The organism is Haladaptatus halobius (assembly GCF_020618475.1).
GTDB lineage: Archaea > Halobacteriota > Halobacteria > Halobacteriales > Haladaptataceae > Haladaptatus > Haladaptatus halobius.
The window spans coordinates 925859-942627 of sequence record NZ_CP085336.1 but is presented as its reverse complement, the minus strand read 5'-3'; the positions used below and the strand labels follow the sequence as shown (position 1 = coordinate 942627).

At 63.2% G+C, this 16769-nt stretch carries 15 protein-coding genes and 2 pseudogenes; 6 read left to right on the top strand and 11 right to left on the bottom strand.

Features of this window, described 5'->3' with window-relative positions:
* The first annotated feature begins 88 nt into the window (after window positions 1-88).
* Entirely contained in the window at window positions 89-907 is an 819-nt protein-coding gene (locus LIW51_RS21655) for an aldo/keto reductase (protein WP_227377102.1), read from the top strand.
* Window positions 908-921: 14 nt separating this feature from the next.
* Here LIW51_RS21655 and LIW51_RS21650 read toward each other — a convergent pair whose 3' ends face one another.
* Both LIW51_RS21650 and LIW51_RS21645 read right to left on the bottom strand, forming a co-directional pair.
* Window positions 922-1854 carry a phosphorylase family protein gene (locus tag LIW51_RS21650; protein ID WP_227377101.1) on the bottom strand — a complete coding sequence of 311 codons (933 nt, stop codon included), beginning with the start codon at window positions 1852-1854 and terminating at the stop codon, window positions 922-924.
* Window positions 1855-1903: 49 nt separating this feature from the next.
* Window positions 1904-3478, bottom strand: coding sequence for an acetolactate synthase large subunit (locus LIW51_RS21645; RefSeq protein ID WP_227377100.1), 1575 nt, complete (start codon window positions 3476-3478; stop codon window positions 1904-1906).
* A gap of 116 nt (window positions 3479-3594) precedes the next feature.
* Here LIW51_RS21645 and LIW51_RS21640 point away from each other — a divergent pair, with 116 nt between their 5' ends.
* From LIW51_RS21640 to LIW51_RS21630, 3 genes are all read left to right on the top strand, one after another.
* Window positions 3595-4497 carry a succinate dehydrogenase/fumarate reductase iron-sulfur subunit gene (locus LIW51_RS21640; RefSeq protein ID WP_438267379.1) on the top strand — a complete coding sequence of 301 codons (903 nt, stop codon included), beginning with the start codon at window positions 3595-3597 and terminating at the stop codon, window positions 4495-4497.
* A 209-nt stretch (window positions 4498-4706) separates the two neighbouring features.
* A complete protein-coding gene (locus LIW51_RS21635) occupies window positions 4707-6392 on the top strand; it encodes a cbb3-type cytochrome c oxidase subunit I (protein ID WP_438267408.1) in 1686 nt (561 codons plus the stop codon).
* Window positions 6392-6601 (top strand): DUF6684 family protein, encoded by a 210-nt coding sequence (locus LIW51_RS21630; RefSeq protein WP_227377097.1) that lies wholly within the window; start codon window positions 6392-6394, stop codon window positions 6599-6601. Before LIW51_RS21635 ends, LIW51_RS21630 begins: the two co-directional genes overlap by 1 nt.
* 49 nt (window positions 6602-6650) lie before the next feature.
* Here LIW51_RS21630 and LIW51_RS21625 read toward each other — a convergent pair whose 3' ends face one another.
* From LIW51_RS21625 to LIW51_RS21615, 3 genes are all read right to left on the bottom strand, one after another.
* Entirely contained in the window at window positions 6651-7670 is a 1020-nt protein-coding gene (locus LIW51_RS21625) for a Gfo/Idh/MocA family protein (protein ID WP_227377096.1), read from the bottom strand.
* A 77-nt stretch (window positions 7671-7747) separates the two neighbouring features.
* Window positions 7748-9151 carry an FG-GAP-like repeat-containing protein gene (locus tag LIW51_RS21620; protein WP_227377095.1) on the bottom strand — a complete coding sequence of 468 codons (1404 nt, stop codon included), beginning with the start codon at window positions 9149-9151 and terminating at the stop codon, window positions 7748-7750.
* Window positions 9106-10734: an ArnT family glycosyltransferase gene (locus LIW51_RS21615; RefSeq protein WP_227377094.1), complete on the bottom strand. Its 1629-nt coding sequence runs from the start codon at window positions 10732-10734 to the stop codon at window positions 9106-9108. The genes LIW51_RS21620 and LIW51_RS21615 overlap by 46 nt, the downstream gene beginning before the upstream one ends.
* On the opposite strand from LIW51_RS21615, the gene LIW51_RS21610 reads away from it, so the two are divergent.
* Window positions 10723-11061 carry a hypothetical protein gene (locus LIW51_RS21610; protein ID WP_227377093.1) on the top strand — a complete coding sequence of 113 codons (339 nt, stop codon included), beginning with the start codon at window positions 10723-10725 and terminating at the stop codon, window positions 11059-11061. The two genes, LIW51_RS21615 and LIW51_RS21610, sit on opposite strands and share 12 nt — an antisense overlap.
* Before the next feature lie 221 nt (window positions 11062-11282).
* Here the strand turns inward: LIW51_RS21610 and LIW51_RS21605 are convergent, their stop codons facing one another.
* From LIW51_RS21605 to LIW51_RS21580, 6 genes and pseudogenes are all read right to left on the bottom strand, one after another.
* Window positions 11283-12542: an ABC transporter permease gene (locus LIW51_RS21605; RefSeq protein ID WP_227377092.1), complete on the bottom strand. Its 1260-nt coding sequence runs from the start codon at window positions 12540-12542 to the stop codon at window positions 11283-11285.
* Between the two features lie 192 nt (window positions 12543-12734).
* Window positions 12735-13163: a universal stress protein gene (locus tag LIW51_RS21600; protein ID WP_227377091.1), complete on the bottom strand. Its 429-nt coding sequence runs from the start codon at window positions 13161-13163 to the stop codon at window positions 12735-12737.
* A 340-nt stretch (window positions 13164-13503) separates the two neighbouring features.
* Window positions 13504-13902, bottom strand: a complete 399-nt coding sequence (locus tag LIW51_RS21595; RefSeq protein ID WP_227377090.1) for a helix-turn-helix domain-containing protein — start codon at window positions 13900-13902, stop codon at window positions 13504-13506.
* Window positions 13903-13999: 97 nt separating this feature from the next.
* Window positions 14000-14395: pseudogene (locus tag LIW51_RS21590) on the bottom strand (DUF6691 family protein); the annotation flags it as partial.
* 34 nt (window positions 14396-14429) lie between these two features.
* Window positions 14430-14926, bottom strand: a pseudogene (locus LIW51_RS21585) (YeeE/YedE family protein).
* On the bottom strand, window positions 14923-15234 hold the full coding sequence (locus LIW51_RS21580) for a hypothetical protein (RefSeq protein WP_227377089.1): 312 nt from the start codon (window positions 15232-15234) through the stop codon (window positions 14923-14925). The pseudogene LIW51_RS21585 and the gene LIW51_RS21580 overlap by 4 nt, the downstream one beginning before the upstream one ends.
* A gap of 95 nt (window positions 15235-15329) precedes the next feature.
* Between LIW51_RS21580 and hflX the strand changes: the two genes are divergently transcribed.
* Window positions 15330-16616, top strand: coding sequence for a GTPase HflX (gene hflX / locus LIW51_RS21575; RefSeq protein WP_227377088.1), 1287 nt, complete (start codon window positions 15330-15332; stop codon window positions 16614-16616).
* Window positions 16617-16769 lie beyond the last annotated feature (153 nt).

The following is a 16769-nucleotide window of genomic DNA, read 5'->3' as shown; positions in this document are numbered from 1 at the left end:
GCGAACGCCCACCGCGTTTACTTTGCAGAGATACCGTCGCGCATCGATTCGCCAATCGCTATTTACCGCTCGCTCCCGACCGTGGCCTATGGAGTACGAGACGATTCGCGGGGAGGAGATTCCAAAGATCGGTCTCGGGACGTGGCGAATGGAGGGCGCGACCTGTCGAAACGCGGTTTCGACGGCGCTCGACCTTGGCTATCGACACGTCGACACCGCACAAGCCTACGGAAACGAACGGCAAGTCGGACAGGCCGTCGCAACCGCCGACGTAGCCCGCGAAGATGTGTTCCTGACGACGAAAGTGTGGCCTATGCACCGGAGCTACCGCGACATCGTCGACTCGGTTCACGGGAGTCTCGCTCGACTCGGCACGGAGTACGTCGACCTGCTCCTCATCCACTGGCCGAACCCCATCGCCTCGACCCGCGAAGTGATGCGCGCCCTGTCCGACGTGCGGAGCGACGGGCTGACCCGACACGTCGGCGTGAGCAACTTCGACACCGACCAGTTGGCGGCGGCGCAGAACGACGCGGGCGCACCTGTTTTCACCGACCAGGTGCAGTTCCACCCGTTTCAGCCGCAGTCCGACCTCCTCGACTACTGCCGGGAGCACGACGTGCTCTTGACTGCGTACAGCCCCCTCGCGCACGGCGGCGTCGTGGACGACCACGTCCTCACCGAACTCGGGGCGAAGTACGAGAAGACCCCGGCGCAGGTCGCGCTTCGCTGGGTCGTCCAGCACGACGGGGTAGTGACGATTCCGAAATCAACGAGCAGGGAGCACTTGGAGGAGAACCTCGCCGTCTTCGATTTCGAGTTGACGGAGACCGAGATGGCGCTCGTGGAGCGACCCTCGCGCGTTCGGACGGGGGTGTCGAGGCTTCGTGGACGGTTCGAGCGGTGATCCAGAGACGGGAGTCAGCGTCCCCGTTTGAATCGCTTCCGGTCGCTCCGTATCGCTTCGACTATGCGAGAACCGACGCGAAACGCGTTCTCCAACCCGAGTTCGATGGTGTGCCGACTCACTCCCTCGCGGAGACTTTCACGAGCCGACGCACTCTCGGGGGGTTGGTCGAAGTTCACCGCACCGCGAATGCTCAGGTAGCGATTCAGGAGACCGAAGCGGTCGAGCGCGGTCGCGGTGCCGAAATCCTCCATCTCGGTCGTCGCGTACACCCCTGCGTCGTACTCGTCGGCGAGCCACTGCGCCTGCTCGGAGAACTCCTTCCCGTGCCAGAACTCGTCCCCGCAGAGGGTCGTCCCGGTCGCAACGGTCGGCTTCGAACGCGCCGCGTCCTGCGCGTATCGATTTCGGTACCGCTGTGCTCGCTCCGAATCGAGCAGTTCGACTTCCGCCGCCGAGCAGTACGCCTCCGCGACGAGCACTTCGTTCAGGTGGAAGACGTAATCGTGCGGGCGATAGCCAAGCAGTTCGATGGGCGCACCACCGTCTCGGTCGGGAAGTCGGTGTTTTCTGTCCCAGTCGACGACGACGTCGCTGACGAAGACCGAGCCGAGCGTTCCGACGTCGGGTCGCACGCCGGCGATTCCGACCGTCAGAAAGTACGCGTTCGAGCAGTCGATTCGAGGGTGGGCGAGCACGGCCGTCACGGTCGCCGCCGCGTCGGCCTTCCCCATTCCCGTGGCCGTGATTCCGATTCCGTCGTCGGTGTGAAAGACGGGCATGTTCGCGCCGGGAACGGATACCTCGTTCGAGAACTCGTAGGCGTCCAGCCACGGTTGGAACTCGTCCGGTAAGTCCTCCGCGGTGGAGAAATCGTCGGCGGCGAACGCCGGCAGCAGGAGCACGTCGAGTTCGGTCGCGGACGAATCGGCGTCATCGGCCGTCATTTCCCGAGAAGATGTCGTCGCGGGGTAAAGTTCCCGCGGAACGTCGGGGTCACACCGGAATCTCGACCAGCGACATCTCGTCGCCCTCGACGCCCGCTCGTAGCGCGTCCACTATCTCCTCCCACGTCTCCGCCCGCGTCGCGTCGATGCCGAAACTCTCCGCGAACGCCACGAAGTCGGGGTTAGTCAGATGCGTGCCGAAGTGGTCGTCGCGGTGTTCCTCCTGTTCTTCGGTAATGAGGCGGTACTCCGAGTCGTTGAACACGACGATAGTGTAGTCGCAGCCGAGTCGGGTCGCCGTCTCTATCTCCGCCGCGTTCATCAGAAATCCGCCGTCGCCCGTGCCGACGACGACCTCCGAATCGAGCGCGAGGTCGGCCGCGATACCGCCCGGCACCGCGATGCCCATGCTGGCGAGACCGTTGGAAATGATGACCGTGTTCGGCTCGTACGCCGGGAAGTTCTGCGCGATAGCCATCTTGTGGCTCCCGACGTCGGAGATGAGCACGTCCTCGTCCGCCATCGCTTCGCGGAGGACGGGGAGGACGTTCCGCACCGTCACCGGGTCGTCGGCGTCTGGCGTGCGCATAACTTGCTCGACGATGGCTTCGCGCTGGTCGCGGTACCACTCCGCGGGACAAGTTACGTCCACTTCGGGGAGGACGGCGTCGAGTCCGGCAGAGAGGTCGCAGACGAGTTCTACTTCCGGATTGTAGTGCTCGTACACCTCGGCCGGTTCGTGGTCGAGGTGGACGATGTCCTTGTCGAGGTCAGGGTTCCACTTCTCGGGGTCGTGCTCGGCGATGTCGTAGCCCACCGTGAGCACGCAGTCGGCCCGCGCGATGGCGTCAGCCGCCTCGTCGTTCGCGCCAGAGTCGAGCGTGAACAGGGAGTGTTCGTCGGCGTCCGAGAGCGCGCCTTTGCCCATGTACGTTCCGACGACCGGAACGGAGGTGTCGGAGACGAACCTGCGGAGCGACTGGGCCGCTCGCGTCCGAACCGCCCCGTTGCCCGCGATGACGAGGGGTCTGTCCGCGTCCTCCAGCAGTTCGACGGCGCGTTTGACCGACTGTCGGTCGGGGTCGGGTCGGCGCACCCGACGGCGAGGTTCGAGAGGTTCGGCGTCCGTCTCCGCCGCGGCCACGTCCTCCGGAAATTCGAGGTGCGTCGCGCCGGGCTTCTCGTACTCCGCGAGTTTGAACGCCTTGCGAACCGACTCGTTGATTATCTCGGGGGAACTCAACTGCACGTTCCACTTCGTCACCGACCGATAGGTGTGGACGATGTCCAACGCCTGATGGCTCTCCTTGTGGAGTCGTTCGAGTCCGGCCTGTCCCGTGATGGCGACGAGCGGACTCTTATCGAGGTGGGCGTCCGCGACCCCGGTGAGCAGGTTCGTCGCGCCCGGCCCGAGCGTCGAGAGACAGACGCCCGCCCGCCCGGTCACGCGCCCGTGAACGTCGGCCATGAACGCCGCCCCCTGTTCGTGTCGAACGGGGATGAACTCGATATCGGACTCCCGAAGCGAGAACAACACGTCTTCGAGTTCCTCGCCCGGCAGGCCGAAGACGTACTCGACCCCCTCCCGTTCGAGACACTCGACGAGTAGGTTGGATGCTTTCATCGTTCGTGATACGCCGAAGGGAGACTAGTGCCTGTCGGCGGTTCGGCGAAACTCGTCCGCGGGAATCGGCGACGACATTTATTGTCGCGCGAACCGAGATATGTTCGAGGGTTTCCATGAGCCAACAGGAACGGGAAGTCGGACGCTCCGAGGGGCAGATGAACGCCGAGGAACCGACGGAGGACACGCAGGCCGAGGAGTTCCGAGCCGAGCGTTCGCCGCAGGAGCGTCGTCTCGCCAGAAAGCGGCGAGTACGGGAGCGCGAAACGGGAAGGGAACCCGAGACGGGGAAGGAGACGGTGCACCTGAAGGTGTTCCGCTACGACCCGGACGTGCCTGAGAAGTCGAAACCGCGATTCGACCACTTCCACGTTCCTTTCGAACGCGGACTGACCGTTCTCGACGCCCTCATCTTCGCGCGCGACCACTTCGACTCCTCGCTCACGGTGCGCCACTCGTGTCGGCAGGCCATCTGCGGGAGCGACGCCGTGTTCATCAACGGCCGCCAGCGACTCGCCTGCAAGACGCAGGTCGCCGACTTGGACGAACCGGTGCAGGTCGAACCGCTCCCCCATCAGGATGTGGTGAAAGACCTCGTCGTGGACATGGAACACTTCTATGACCAGATGCACGCGGTCGAACCATACTTCCAGACCGACTCGCTTCCGGACGACGAGTTGGAAGAGCAGCGCCAGTCGCGCGAGAACCGCGAGGAGATCAAGACGTCCACGCGCTGCATCTGGTGTGCCGCCTGCGTGTCCTCGTGCAACATCTACGCCGAGGACGAGCGCTATCTCGGCCCGGCGGCCATCAACAAGGCCTACCGCTTCGCCATGGACGAACGCGAGGGCGAGGGAATGAAAGAACACCGCCTGAACCTCATGGATCAGGCCCACGGCGTCTGGCGGTGTCAGACCCAGTTCTCCTGTACCGAGGTGTGCCCTAAGGACATCCCCCTGACCGAGCACATCCAGGAACTCAAACGGGAGGCGGTGAAACAGAATCTGAAGTTCTGGTGAGACTGGCATTTCTCGCGCTCCGGCCGAGGGCGCGTCCGTAGTGGATCGCTTCTTTCCGGTTCGATTCGGCGTTCACAACGAACTCCGGCCGTAGATTGAACACAAGCCGAGTCGGAACAGATGACATCTGACCGAAAGGAATTACCCTCTTCCGCCCAACTACCAGTACGATGGCTGCGCTTACGACGGACTTGGCGCTCACCATCCTGATGGGTGGGTTCCTCCTCCTCGTGCTGTTCTACGTCCTGCGCGTCGAGGACTGGCGGTCGTACACGCCCGCAGGTGGGGGGTGGGGTCAAGTCGAAGAGCGGCGAGTCGAGTACGCGGAGAAACCCGCCGGAGTAGTTCGGTGGCTGACGACGGTCGACCACAAGGACATCGGGATGCTCTACGGAGCCTTCGCGCTGATCGCGTTCGTCTGGGCCGGATTCGGCGTCCTCCTGATGCGAACCGAACTGATCACGCCGGACGCCGACCTCATGCAGGCGAGTTTCTACAACGCCCTGCTCACCACGCACGGCCTCACCATGCTGTTCCTGTTCGTGACGCCGATGATCGCGGCGTTCGCGAACTACTTCATCCCGTTGCTCATCGGGGCGGACGACATGGCGTTTCCGCGCATCAACGCCATCGCCTTCTGGCTCCTCCCCCCCGCCGCGATTCTCATCTGGATCGGCTTTCCGCTCGCGCTCCTCGGCGATATGCAAGCCCCGCAGACGAGTTGGACGATGTACACGCCGCTATCGGCGGAACAGCCAATTCCGACGAACGACCTCATGCTCCTCGGTCTCCACCTCTCCGGTATCAGCACCACGATGGGTGCCATCAACTTCATCGCCACCATCTTCACCGAGCGCGACGTGGACTGGTCCGAACTCGACCTGTTCTCGTGGACCGTGCTCACGCAGGGCGGTCTCATCCTCTTCGCGTTCCCGCTGCTCGGCAGCGCGCTCATCATGCTCCTGTTAGATCGCAACTTCGGCACCACGTTCTTCTCCACGGAGGGCGGTGGCCCGCTTCTCTGGCAACACCTCTTCTGGTTCTTCGGCCATCCGGAAGTGTACATTATCGTCCTGCCGCCGATGGGACTCGTCAGCCTCATCCTTCCGCGCTTCGCGGGACGGAAGCTGTTCGGGTTCAAGTTCGTCGTCTACTCGACGCTGGCCATCGGCGTACTCTCCTTCGGCGTCTGGGCACACCACATGTTCGCCACCGGCATCGACCCCCGGATTCGGCTCAGCTTCATGGCGGTGTCGCTCGCCATCGCCATCCCGAGCGCGGTGAAGGTGTTCAACTGGATTACGACCATGTGGAACGGGAACATCCGTCTCACCGCACCGATGCTGTTCAGCATCGGCTTCATCCAGAACTTCATCATCGGCGGCGTCACCGGGGTCTTTCTCGCAGCTATCCCCGTCGACCTCGTGCTCCACGACACCTACTACGTCGTCGGTCACTTCCACTTCCTCGTGATGGGGGCCATCGCCGTGGCGCTCTTCTCAGCGTTCTACTACTGGTTCCCTATCTACTCCGGCAAGATGTACCAGAAGACGCTCGCCCACTGGCACTTCTGGCTGACGATGATCGGCTCGAACGTGACGTTCTTCGCCCTGTTGTTCCTCGGCTACGGCGGCATGCCCCGGCGGTACGCGACCTACCTCCCGCAGTTCACCACGTGGCATCAGGTCGCAACCCTTGGCGCGTTCATCCTCGGAGTGGGCCAACTCATCTTCGTCTGGAACATCGCCCAGTCGTGGCTCGAAGGACCGACGGTCGAGGACAGCGACCCGTGGCACCTCGAAGCCGACGGCCTGCGCTCCAAGGAGTGGACGTGGTTCGAGAAGAAGCGCGAGACGGCGGTGGCGGACGGAGGAGAAGAAGGAGGTGAGAACTGATGGACGACTCCACGTTCGACCGCGAGACGCTCCTCGACATCACAGTGAACGTCGTCCCGATGCTCATCCTCCTGTTCTTCGTAATCCTGTTCACCGTCTGGACGCCGTGGAAGGGCCAACCCTTGATATACGCCATCTCCCACTTCCTGACCATCTTCCCGCTCCTACTGCTCGCGCTGCTGACGTGGATCGCGGCGCACTACATCTGAAGAGCGGGTCGAACACGACGAGTGCATCCGGCGAAAAATCCGGGATTCGTCAGTCGAGGTCAATCGAGATGCGGTCGCCCGACCTCGCCGACTCGTAGGCCGCCTCCGTGAGCGCGGTCACGGCGAACGCGTCGCGGGCGGTCGCAGGAGGTTCTTTCCCGCTCTCGATGGAGTCGATGAACGCCGCGGCCTTGCTCTCTTGGCGCCGGTTGTCGAAGTAGGGGACGACGGTCGTGCTGTCCTCCTCGATCTCCGTCAACTGGCGCGGTTCCCACTGGCGCCCTTCGAGGTACAGCGCCCCCTCGTCGTCCCAGATGTGGACGTGTTCGCGGACGCAAGGCGCGTCGCTGTACACCGAGATGCTGGCGGACGACCCTTCCTCGAACTCGACCGTGAGTTGCGCCCGTTCGTCCACCCGCCGGGCATCGTCGGCGAACTTCATGGTTGCCTGTACGGAGGCGGGCGTCAGTCCGGTCGTCCAGAGGACGGCGTCGATGAGGTGACTCCCGGTGTCGTAGAGGTTGCCGCCGCCGGAGAGGTCGGAGTCGGTTCGCCACGTGTCTTCGAACCGCGATATCCAGTTCTGCGTAATCTCGGCGCTGATGAATCGCGGCGTCAGGTCGGTTCCGTGCCACCGCTCTCGCGCCCGGACGAACGCCTGATTGAGGTGCCGCTGGTAGCCGATCATCAACACTTGGTCGCCCTCGCTCCGCTCGACGAGTTCGCGGGCCGTATCGCGGTCGGTCGTGAGCGGTTTGTCACAGAGGACGTGTAGTCCGTCGTCGAGCGCCATCGTCACCTGCTCGTAGTGGAACGTGTGCGGCGTTCCGATGAGTACGGCGTCTAACTCCTCCGCGTCGAGCATCTCGGTGTACTTCTCGTACTGAGAGCCCTGCCCGACGTAGAGCACCTCTCCGGCCTCGTTTCGCGCAGCATCGCTCACGTCCGCGAGGGCGACGACCGTCGAACGAGGGTCTTCCTCGAATTCCCGACCGACGGTCTTCCCGATGTAACCGCCGCCGACGACTCCGACTCTAAGCTTCTCCTGTTGTGGATTTGCGCCTGACATAAATTGTACCTTGGACTGAAGTAAATCTGTACGCTCGTTCGGTTGGTGGGGTCGGGACTTATGTCTCACGGCAGTCGCTACGATTCGTACGCGAGCGAGACGACCCGACCGTCACCGTACGTGACGTAGATCTCCTCGGCGCCGTCACCGTCCAAATCGGCGAGCGCCGGGTGCGTGTAGATGGGAACCGAACGCTCGTACGTCGCCAATACGTCGCCCGAGTCAGGAGCGACGACGGCGACTTTGCCGTCGTTCGTCGTCGCCACTAGTTCGGGTTCGTCGTCGCCGTCCACGTCGCCGACGAGCGGCGGCGGTGTCATCTGCGTGCCGGTCGTCAGCGACGACTTCCACTCGACGCTCCCGTCGGTCGCCCGGAGCGCGAACAGAGTCCCGTCGCGGGAGACGGCGTAGACCTCTGGCGTTCCGTCCCCGTTCGCGTCCGAGATGTCGTGAACCGCCGCGAGGTCGCCGACCGAGCGCCGCCACTCGACGCTCCCGTCGGCCCCGTCTACGAGGACGATGGCACCGCCCGACGTTGCGACGGAGATCTCGACCGCGGAGTCGTCGTCCGCCTGACCGGTTCCCATCCAGAGGATGGAGTCGTCGATGGCGTCGACCCGCCACTCGGTACTGTTGTCTCCGGCGAGTAGCACGACGTGGCCACCGTCGGGCGAGGCCACGCCGACCGCGAGTTCGGTGGAACCGTCCGCGTCGAAATCTGCGGCGGCGGGTTGCGCCCACACCGTGCCGCCGAGATTCCGACTCCACAGTGCGGTTCCGTTCGCCCGGACGAGTGATAGCCGCCCTTCCACATCCACCACGGCGGTTTCCCGTCCCAAGTCGGGCGCGAAGTTCGAAACGACGGGCTGCGTGTAGCCGTACGCGCTGAGTTCGTGACGTAGCTCCTCGTCGCCAGAGAGCGGATGATAGGCCGTGACTCGCCGTTCCGTGCTCGTCGCCAGCACCTCTCTGGTTCCGTCGCCGTCGAAGTCCGCAACGGTCGGGTCGGCGACGGCGTGGAGGGTGCAGTCGGCGGGTGAGACGCGGTCGTCCCAGACGACGCGACCGTCGTTCGCGTCGAGCGCGTACAGCCCGCATCCCGTCCCGTTCCCGCGGTCGCTTATCGGCGCGAAGACGAGCGACCGCCCCGAAACGTTGGCCGCCGCCGGGGCGTGGTGATTTCCGTTCATGTCTCGCCCGGTGTCGCTGACCCAGCGTTCAGAGAGCGTCCCGCCGTCGTTCGCCTCGAACGCGACGAATCCAACGCCGACGAGTGCGACGACGACGGTGAGGAGGACTGCCCCGGTTGTGAAGCGCATCGAGCACTCTTGGAAGTCGTCGGGGAAAAACGCTCCCTCTCGACGACGGGATTCGAGGCGCGTACCACGGACGTTCTGCCCCTCCGCGAACGTCCGTGATTCGACCGAGAGAAAACCTACATCGGAAGCGGTTTCGTCGGACCGGGGGTAGCCGGATGCCACCCGTCCGCCACCTCGAAGATGGCGACCCCCTCGTTTTCGAACACGAGGCGATACCGCGACGAGGATAGCATCGTCATCATCATCCTACTCGGTTGAGACCGTTGCATCCCGCGAATCGTGTACGTTCCTTTCGGAACATAGACGTAGTCCGGGTGGACTTGAGACTGCATCAACCGGCCCGTCAAGCAGTACGAACTGTGACACCGCGATAGCTGTCGGAAACGGCGCAACTGGGAGCGATATTGGGAGTGACCCTTCCACTCAACGCCCCACGGACCGACGAGGATCGTCCGGTCGGTCTGCTGCGGGAACCACTCGGCCGCGTCGCCGAGCACGACGAACTCCGCCGATGGACTGGTGTTCGACTCGGCCCACGCCATCGCCTCGACGTCGCCGTCGTCCACGAACTGCGGAAGCGACGGACTTCCGGCGTGAGCGTTCAACCCCCCCATCGCGTACAGCGTACCGCCGCTGAGTCCGATGGTCACGAGGAGCACGACCGAGAACGTCACGGCCTCTTCTCGGTTCAACGTCACCAACACGCCGTCTTTCAACCAGCGCGCGATTCCGTCGAAGACGAATCGCGCGCTGACGAGCGCGCCGATGAGGAAGACGAAGCGAGGTTCGCCCATGGCCGCGACGACGACGAACAACCACACCGGTAGGAAGAACTCGCGTTTCAGTACGAGCCAGAGACACCCGACGGCGGGAATCATGTACCAGACGGACAGGAACGGCGGTTCGTTGAGCTGTCGTTCGAGTAGACCTTTCATCGTGGGAATCACACCTCCGATGCCGCCGTGGGTGCCCGCCGCGGCCGCGAACACGGTCGAGCCGTGCATCGTGAGCACCACGCCCCACCACGGCACGGTGAGGACGATCCCCCCGACGCCGACGAGCGAACCGTAGAGGAACCCGCGAAGCGACCGGTCGAACCGAACATAGAGTAGGAGGAAGCTCATCACGAAGAAGACGGTGTACATGGGATGGGTGAGAATCGTCAACGAGAACGCGATGAGCGACGGGACGAGCCATCGAACGTCGTGCTCTCGAAAGAGGCGGAGGCCCGAGTAGATGCCGGTGAGCGCGAACAGCATGGCCGGCGCGCGGACGATTCCGCCGGCGGAGATGTGCCACTGGAGTAACTGCGGGCTGACGGCGACTATGAGGGTGGCGAGCGACGCCTGCGGTCGTGAGCCGGACAGGTCGCGGACGAATAAGTACAGCGGGACGAGGTACACGATGGTGACGAGCCCGGGAAGGAACCGGGCGATCGTGAACGAGCCGAGGTTCGTCACGTCGAGTATCACCGCTAACACGTAGAACATGAGCGGCGGGTAGGCGAACGGGACGCCGTCGGCGGTGTAGCCCGGGATGGTCTTCGGGAGGGCGTACCCGTTCTCGCCGATGCGCTCCGCGATTTGAAAGTACAGTCCCGCCCCGAACGAAGGGTACGAGTGCGAGCCGAGGTAGAAGTAGAGGATGCAGATGCCGGCGAGCAATGCGGGGAGGAGCCATGGCAGCTCGTGACCGAGTCCGTGCGGTTCCTGTGTCGTTTTCGAGTCCGTCTGATGGCTAGCCATGGTTGGAATCGGAGGCGACCGTTCGGCGGAGCGTGGCGGCGGGCGTTCTCGTTCGGGGGAACTATCGCCGTATTCATTCTTTGTTATCCAGTGGCTATCGACGGGTTAGCGACGAATACCGACCACACGGTGACGGTAGGCGGTCGTTCCCTTGGAAGTAACGTTAGATTGCTGAATTATTCCGAGCGCAAACGCGACGCGCCGGTCGACCGTCAGCTTCGCATCGAGGAGTTCACGTTCTGCTCCTCCCGAACCTCGTCGGTTCGTATCCGAGACCACGGCGTCGCGCTCGCCGTGCGACGTGCGTTCGAGCGCCGCACCGTATAACGCACCGGCACAGACGCGGGGGGTCAGTGCCGGCGCACCGAACCTCGAACCCTCGACGGAAAGCTTTCCGGTTCGGTCGAGGAAGTTCCGGATGGCGTCACCGACGGTACATAACCGGAAACGACACGACGAGCGGCCGGCTCACCGTTTGGATGACCGATGCGGCACCTTCGAGTTCGAAATAGTGTCGTTGGTTGGTGATGCGACAGCGTTTGCGTGCGCTACTCGTAGCGAAGCGCGTCGATAGGATCGATTTGTGCGGCGTTCCACGCCGGATAGAGTCCGGCGAGAACACCGACGAGAACACCGACCGCGACGGCGATACCGAACCATTCGGGTCGGAACGCGAGCGGTAAGCCGATGAACTCCGCCGCGACGTAGCCACCGCCGAGTCCGGCGAGTGCGCCGAACGCCGACCCGAACATGCCGAGCAACACCGCCTCGAACAGGAACAACTGGAGCACGTCGGTGTTCTGTGCGCCGACGGCTTTCATGATGCCGATCTCGCGGGTGCGCTCGGTGACGCTCACGAGCATGATGTTGGCGATGCCGATCGCACCGACGATGAGCGAGATGAGCGCGATACCGGTGATGTACGCCGTGAACGTGTTGCTCACCTGTTTGACCTGATTGATGAGTTCCTCCTGCGTGGTGACCTTGAACCGGTAGTTACTCGATTTCAACTGGCGGGCGTCGGAGTTCTCGCCGAGATATGTGTACACTCGACCCTGCACGGCGTCCACCTGTTCGGGGTTCTCCGCCAACACGAGTACTCGCCCGTAGACGCGCTGGTTCTCGTTCGCCGAGGGGCTGAACACCGTTCGCTGGTAGAACGGATCGGTCGGCGCGAAGATACGCGGCGTCGGCCCTTCGCTGATGCCGAGGGCCGACTCCTCGGACGGTTCGACGACACCGACGACCGTCGCGTTCACCTGTCGACCGCCAGCGGCCCGCGTGAGGGTGATGTTGTCCCCGACGGAGACGTTCCCGCTCCCGAACATCCGCGTGGCGGGGCGATTCAGGACGACTTCGCGTTCCCCGCTTTGGAACGCGCCACCAGCGATGAACTCCTGGTTCGTCACGTCGAAGTACGACGGCGTCGTCACGACGACCCACTGTCGACCCACCGTCGAGTTGTTGAACCCGACCGTCGAGGCGGCGATGCCACTCTCCGGAACAGCGGCTTCGACGCCTTGCAGGGAGCGAATCTCGTCGATGTCGTGCTCGGTGAAGATCGTCTGTCCGCCGTCGCCGAAGTTCGGAAGGCCGGTCTGGCTCGACGACTGCGCGGAGACGTACATCGTCGCCGCGTTCCCCCCCGCGACGGTGTTGACGATGTCCGCCTGCAGACTCGCGCCGAGCGTGACGAACGTGATGACCGCGGCCACGCCGATGATGACGCCGAGCGTCGTCAGCGTCGAGCGAAGTTTGTGTTCGCGGATGTTGCGCCAACTTATCCGGAGGCTCTCGAAAACGTTCATCTGCCCCGGTCATTCTGCGTGTCTCTCATTTCCCGTCCACCCGTCGCGGGCTACGTGCGCCATCGACAAAAACCCACGACGTGAAACGCCGTCTTAATCGGCTGAAACGCCGGATTATACCGTATTTGAGCGCTTCAATACCGCCTCGCGTTCGACCGACTCGCCCGCTCGAACCGCCTGCTCGAATCCGGCCTACTCGCTCTCCATCCGAACCGTGAGCACGGGAACGTCGGAGACTCGCACCACTTTCTCCGTGACACTTCCGAGAAGATAGCGGTCGAGTCCCCGACGACCGTGGGTGCCCATCACGATGAGGTCGATGTCGTGTTCGTTGGCGTAGTCGAGGATGGCGCGGTGCGGCGTTCCTTGGAGCACGGCGGTCTCCACCTCGATTCCCGCTTCCTCCGCTCTCGTCTCGGTATCGTTCACCGCGTCGTCGGCCTCGTCTTCGAGTTCGTCGTAGAGGATGTCGGCGCGAACGTCCGGCGGAACGACCGTCTGGTCTACCACCGAGACGACATGGAGGGTCGCGTCGTAGGTCGTCGCGATGTCGAGCGCCTGTCGAACGGCTTTCTCGGTCGTCTCGCTTCCATCCGTCGGGAGGAGGATACGGTCGTACATCCCTCCGTATCTCGCTCGCAATCGGGAAATGACTATCGGCGACGATCCTCGCTTCTCCGACCGCGAGAAGACGGAATCTTCGGGAGGCCACAGCGCGAGTCCCCGTGAGCGGAAACGTCGGCTATGCTCCGCAGGAGACGGTAGCAGACTCGAAACGGAACGGGTACGAGACGGCAGCGACGGCCGTAGGAACCACATAGCTGCCAACAGCCAATCTCACGGTCGATCCATTCGGGGCGAAGTGGTTCCGCTATCGTATATAAACACTCGGGTCGGTCGGTGTCGGGCGATTACCGGGTCATGGCGAGATTACGAGGTGGTTTATCGCGCCAGACCGGGATCACACGGTCGGAGTCGGCTGCTCCGTCTCGCCGTACTTGTCCTCGAACTCCTGAATCAGTTGGCCCATCTTGGCGTACCACTCATTCAACATCCGTTGCATGTCGCGGGACACTTCGCCGGGGTCGGTCGGTCGATAGACGTGGTAGTAGCCACCCTGTTCGTAGTTCACCTGCTCTTTCTGGATGAAGCCGGCCTGTAGCAGTCGTTGGATGGAGCGGTAGGCGGTGGAGCGTTCGCGGTCGATGCGCTCCGCTATCTCGTCGATGGTCATCGGTTCGTCGCCGTCGATCACGACTTGATAACACTTCCTGTCGAGTTCTTTGAGTCCGTGAATACACTCCAGCAGCCCTTCACACTCCATATCCTGCTGGAGGTACTCTGCCATCGAATCAGCCATCGTATGAACCCCGGTAGGAACTACGGAGGTAAAATAGTTTGTATACTTCGTGCAACACTCCGGAGAGTTCAGTCGGCAGCTGCGGTCCGCCGTCCGGCTCCGCGCGGCGTTCTCGCCAGCGGTCCTGTAGGTACGCACCGATGAACATCCCGGCGACGCCGAGCAACATCGGATAGTTCCCGATGCCGACGCTAGCGTAGGCCGACCCCGGACAGATGCCGGAGACGTCCCAGCCGACGCCGAAGACGACGCCATCACCGACGACATCCCGGTCGAACGACTTCAGCCGTCGCGCGTACGCGCTGCCGGTCAGCGGCGCGCTCCTGAGGAAGCGAGTTGCGACGGCGAACGTCGTCCCCGTCACGACCGCCGCGCCGCCCATCACGAAGAGGAGGCCGAGATCCTCGAACTGGAGGAAGTTCAGGACGACTTCGGGTCGCGCCATGTGACTGAAACCGAGGCCGAAGCCGAAGACGAGACCACCGAGCAGTATAGCGACGCGAACAGCGAACCGTGGTCATCGGAACTCACGGCGACACCCCCACCGCCTGCACCAGTTGCGCGGTGCCGACCGCCACGACCACGAACGTCGCCACGTTGACGATGGACGTCGAGGATGCCGAACCGACACCACAGACGCCGTGGCCGGACGTACACCCCTTCCCGAGGCGCGTGCCGACGCCGACCAAGATGCCACCTCCGAGCAGTCGCCACCACTGTACGTCCATCGTCCAGATATCGCCGTGGAAAACGATCCGATAGACGGCCGCTCCGCCGACGATTCCCAGCGTGAAGACGACGCGCCAATCACGGGACGCGACGTACTTCGACCACTGGAATCGCGGACGGGTCGAGGCGTACGACAGCGTCGATTCGAGAAACGTGCTCGCGCCGGCGATGATGCCGGTTCCGAGATAGATGATCGCTACCCCGAGACCAACGAGCACGCCCCCGATGGCGTATCGCGTGGTTCGTGGGGGAACAGTTCGGCGTACGTGAGCAGCGGTGACAGTTCGTGTATCATATTTCGGTAGTTGTGCTCCGGAGTAGTTGCTCGACGACCTCACTGCCGGCGAAATCGTTCGCTTCGAACGCTTCTCGTTCGTCTGTGTGCTGTTCGCCCAAATCCGTTCCGAAACCGCTTTGTGACGATTTTCCGACATTCCGGTCGCGGCTGACTGGCGCTCGCTCATCCAGTCGGAGTTCCGACACTTCCGGTACCTTTTTTAGATAGATGCTCGTTTCGGCAAACAAGGTCGAAGCATGACCACCTCTCTCCTTCACTGACTGGGCACCAGTCGGGTCGTCGTCCGCCTCACGACAACGGCGCACACCGACCCTCCCGGTTTCGTTCGTGACACGTCGATCAGCGCAGAGTGGCGATTTTCGCCGAGGTACCGACGAAGAGACGCACACGCGATTCAACCATGCAAACAGGTTCAGCAATCATCGCAAAACGAGCAGACGGCGGAACAGCGGAAACGACGAAGATAGGGGCGCTCGCCGACGCGGCGGGCTACGAGGTGGTCGGCGCGGTCACCCAATCGCGGCCGGAGGACTCGACGTATCAGTTGGGTCGCGGCAAAGCGGAGGAGTTGGCCGAGAGAGTCGCGGATGTGGGCGCGAACGCCGTCATCTTCGACAACCCCCTCAGCCCACAGCAGACCTCCGAACTCGGACGACTGTGTCCCGACGAGACCGAGATCCTCGACCGGTATCGACTCGTGCTGGAGATATTCAGCCAGCAGGCCGGAACCCGCCGCGCGAAGTTGCAGGTTAAACTCGCACAACTCCGGTACGAACGCCCCCGCGTACAAGCGGAGATCAGACTCGAAAAGGAAGCGGCGAACGAGCGTCGGGCGCGGGGCGGTCTCGGGGAGAAAGAAAACCGGCGTATCACCGACATCAAAGACCGAATCGAATCGAAACCCGACAGCCTCTCCGACGTCGGCGACCAGCGACGCAAAAAGCGTCGGGAGTCGGGATTCGACCTCGTGGCGCTCGCGGGCTACACGAACGCCAGGAAATCGACGCTCCTGCGGCGGCTGGCAGACGAGATGGAACTCGACCCGGAGCGTCACGACGACCTCCACGAGAGCGCCGCGGTCGAAGACCGTCTCTTCAAGACGCTCGAAACGACGATCCGCCGGGCCGAGATTCGGGAACGAAAGACGCTCGTCACGGACACGGTCGGATTCATCCAAGACCTGCCCCACTGGCTGGTCGAATCGTTCGAAGCGACGCTGACAGAGACGTATGAGGCGGATCTCGTCTGTCTCGTCGCGGACGCGAGCGACCCGCTGCCCGAACTGCGTGAGAAACTGCAAACCTCGCGCGACCTGCTCGACGGCGAGGCGGATCGAGTCCTCACGGTTCTCAACAAGGCGGACCGCGTCGCGGACGGCGAACTGGACGAACGAGTCGCGGAAATCGCCGATCTCGCGCCCGCCCCCGTCGTCGTGAGCACGACCGAGGGGACGGGTATCGACGCGCTCCGGGAGCGAATCGCCGACGAACTGCCCGACTTGGAGACCGACAGACTGGAACTTCCCAACACGAGCGAGACGATGACGTTCCTCTCATGGCTATACGACCACGCCCGCGTCGAGTCGGTGCGGTATCCGGACGATAGCGAGCAGGTCGTCGTGGAGTTTGCCGCAGACCACGGCGTGGCCGAGCGAGCGACGGCAAAGGCCGACGCGATTTCTCCTTAAATCCCGCGTCGACCACGTCGAACCACCCCGAATATTCATAACTGTCCCTCCCTAACGGCCTCTGACGCCCGTCAACGCGGGCAAGGGGTGGGGAACGTGAGTGATAAAACACAGCCAATACAGGAGGACAGTCCATCGGACGAACAGCTTGCG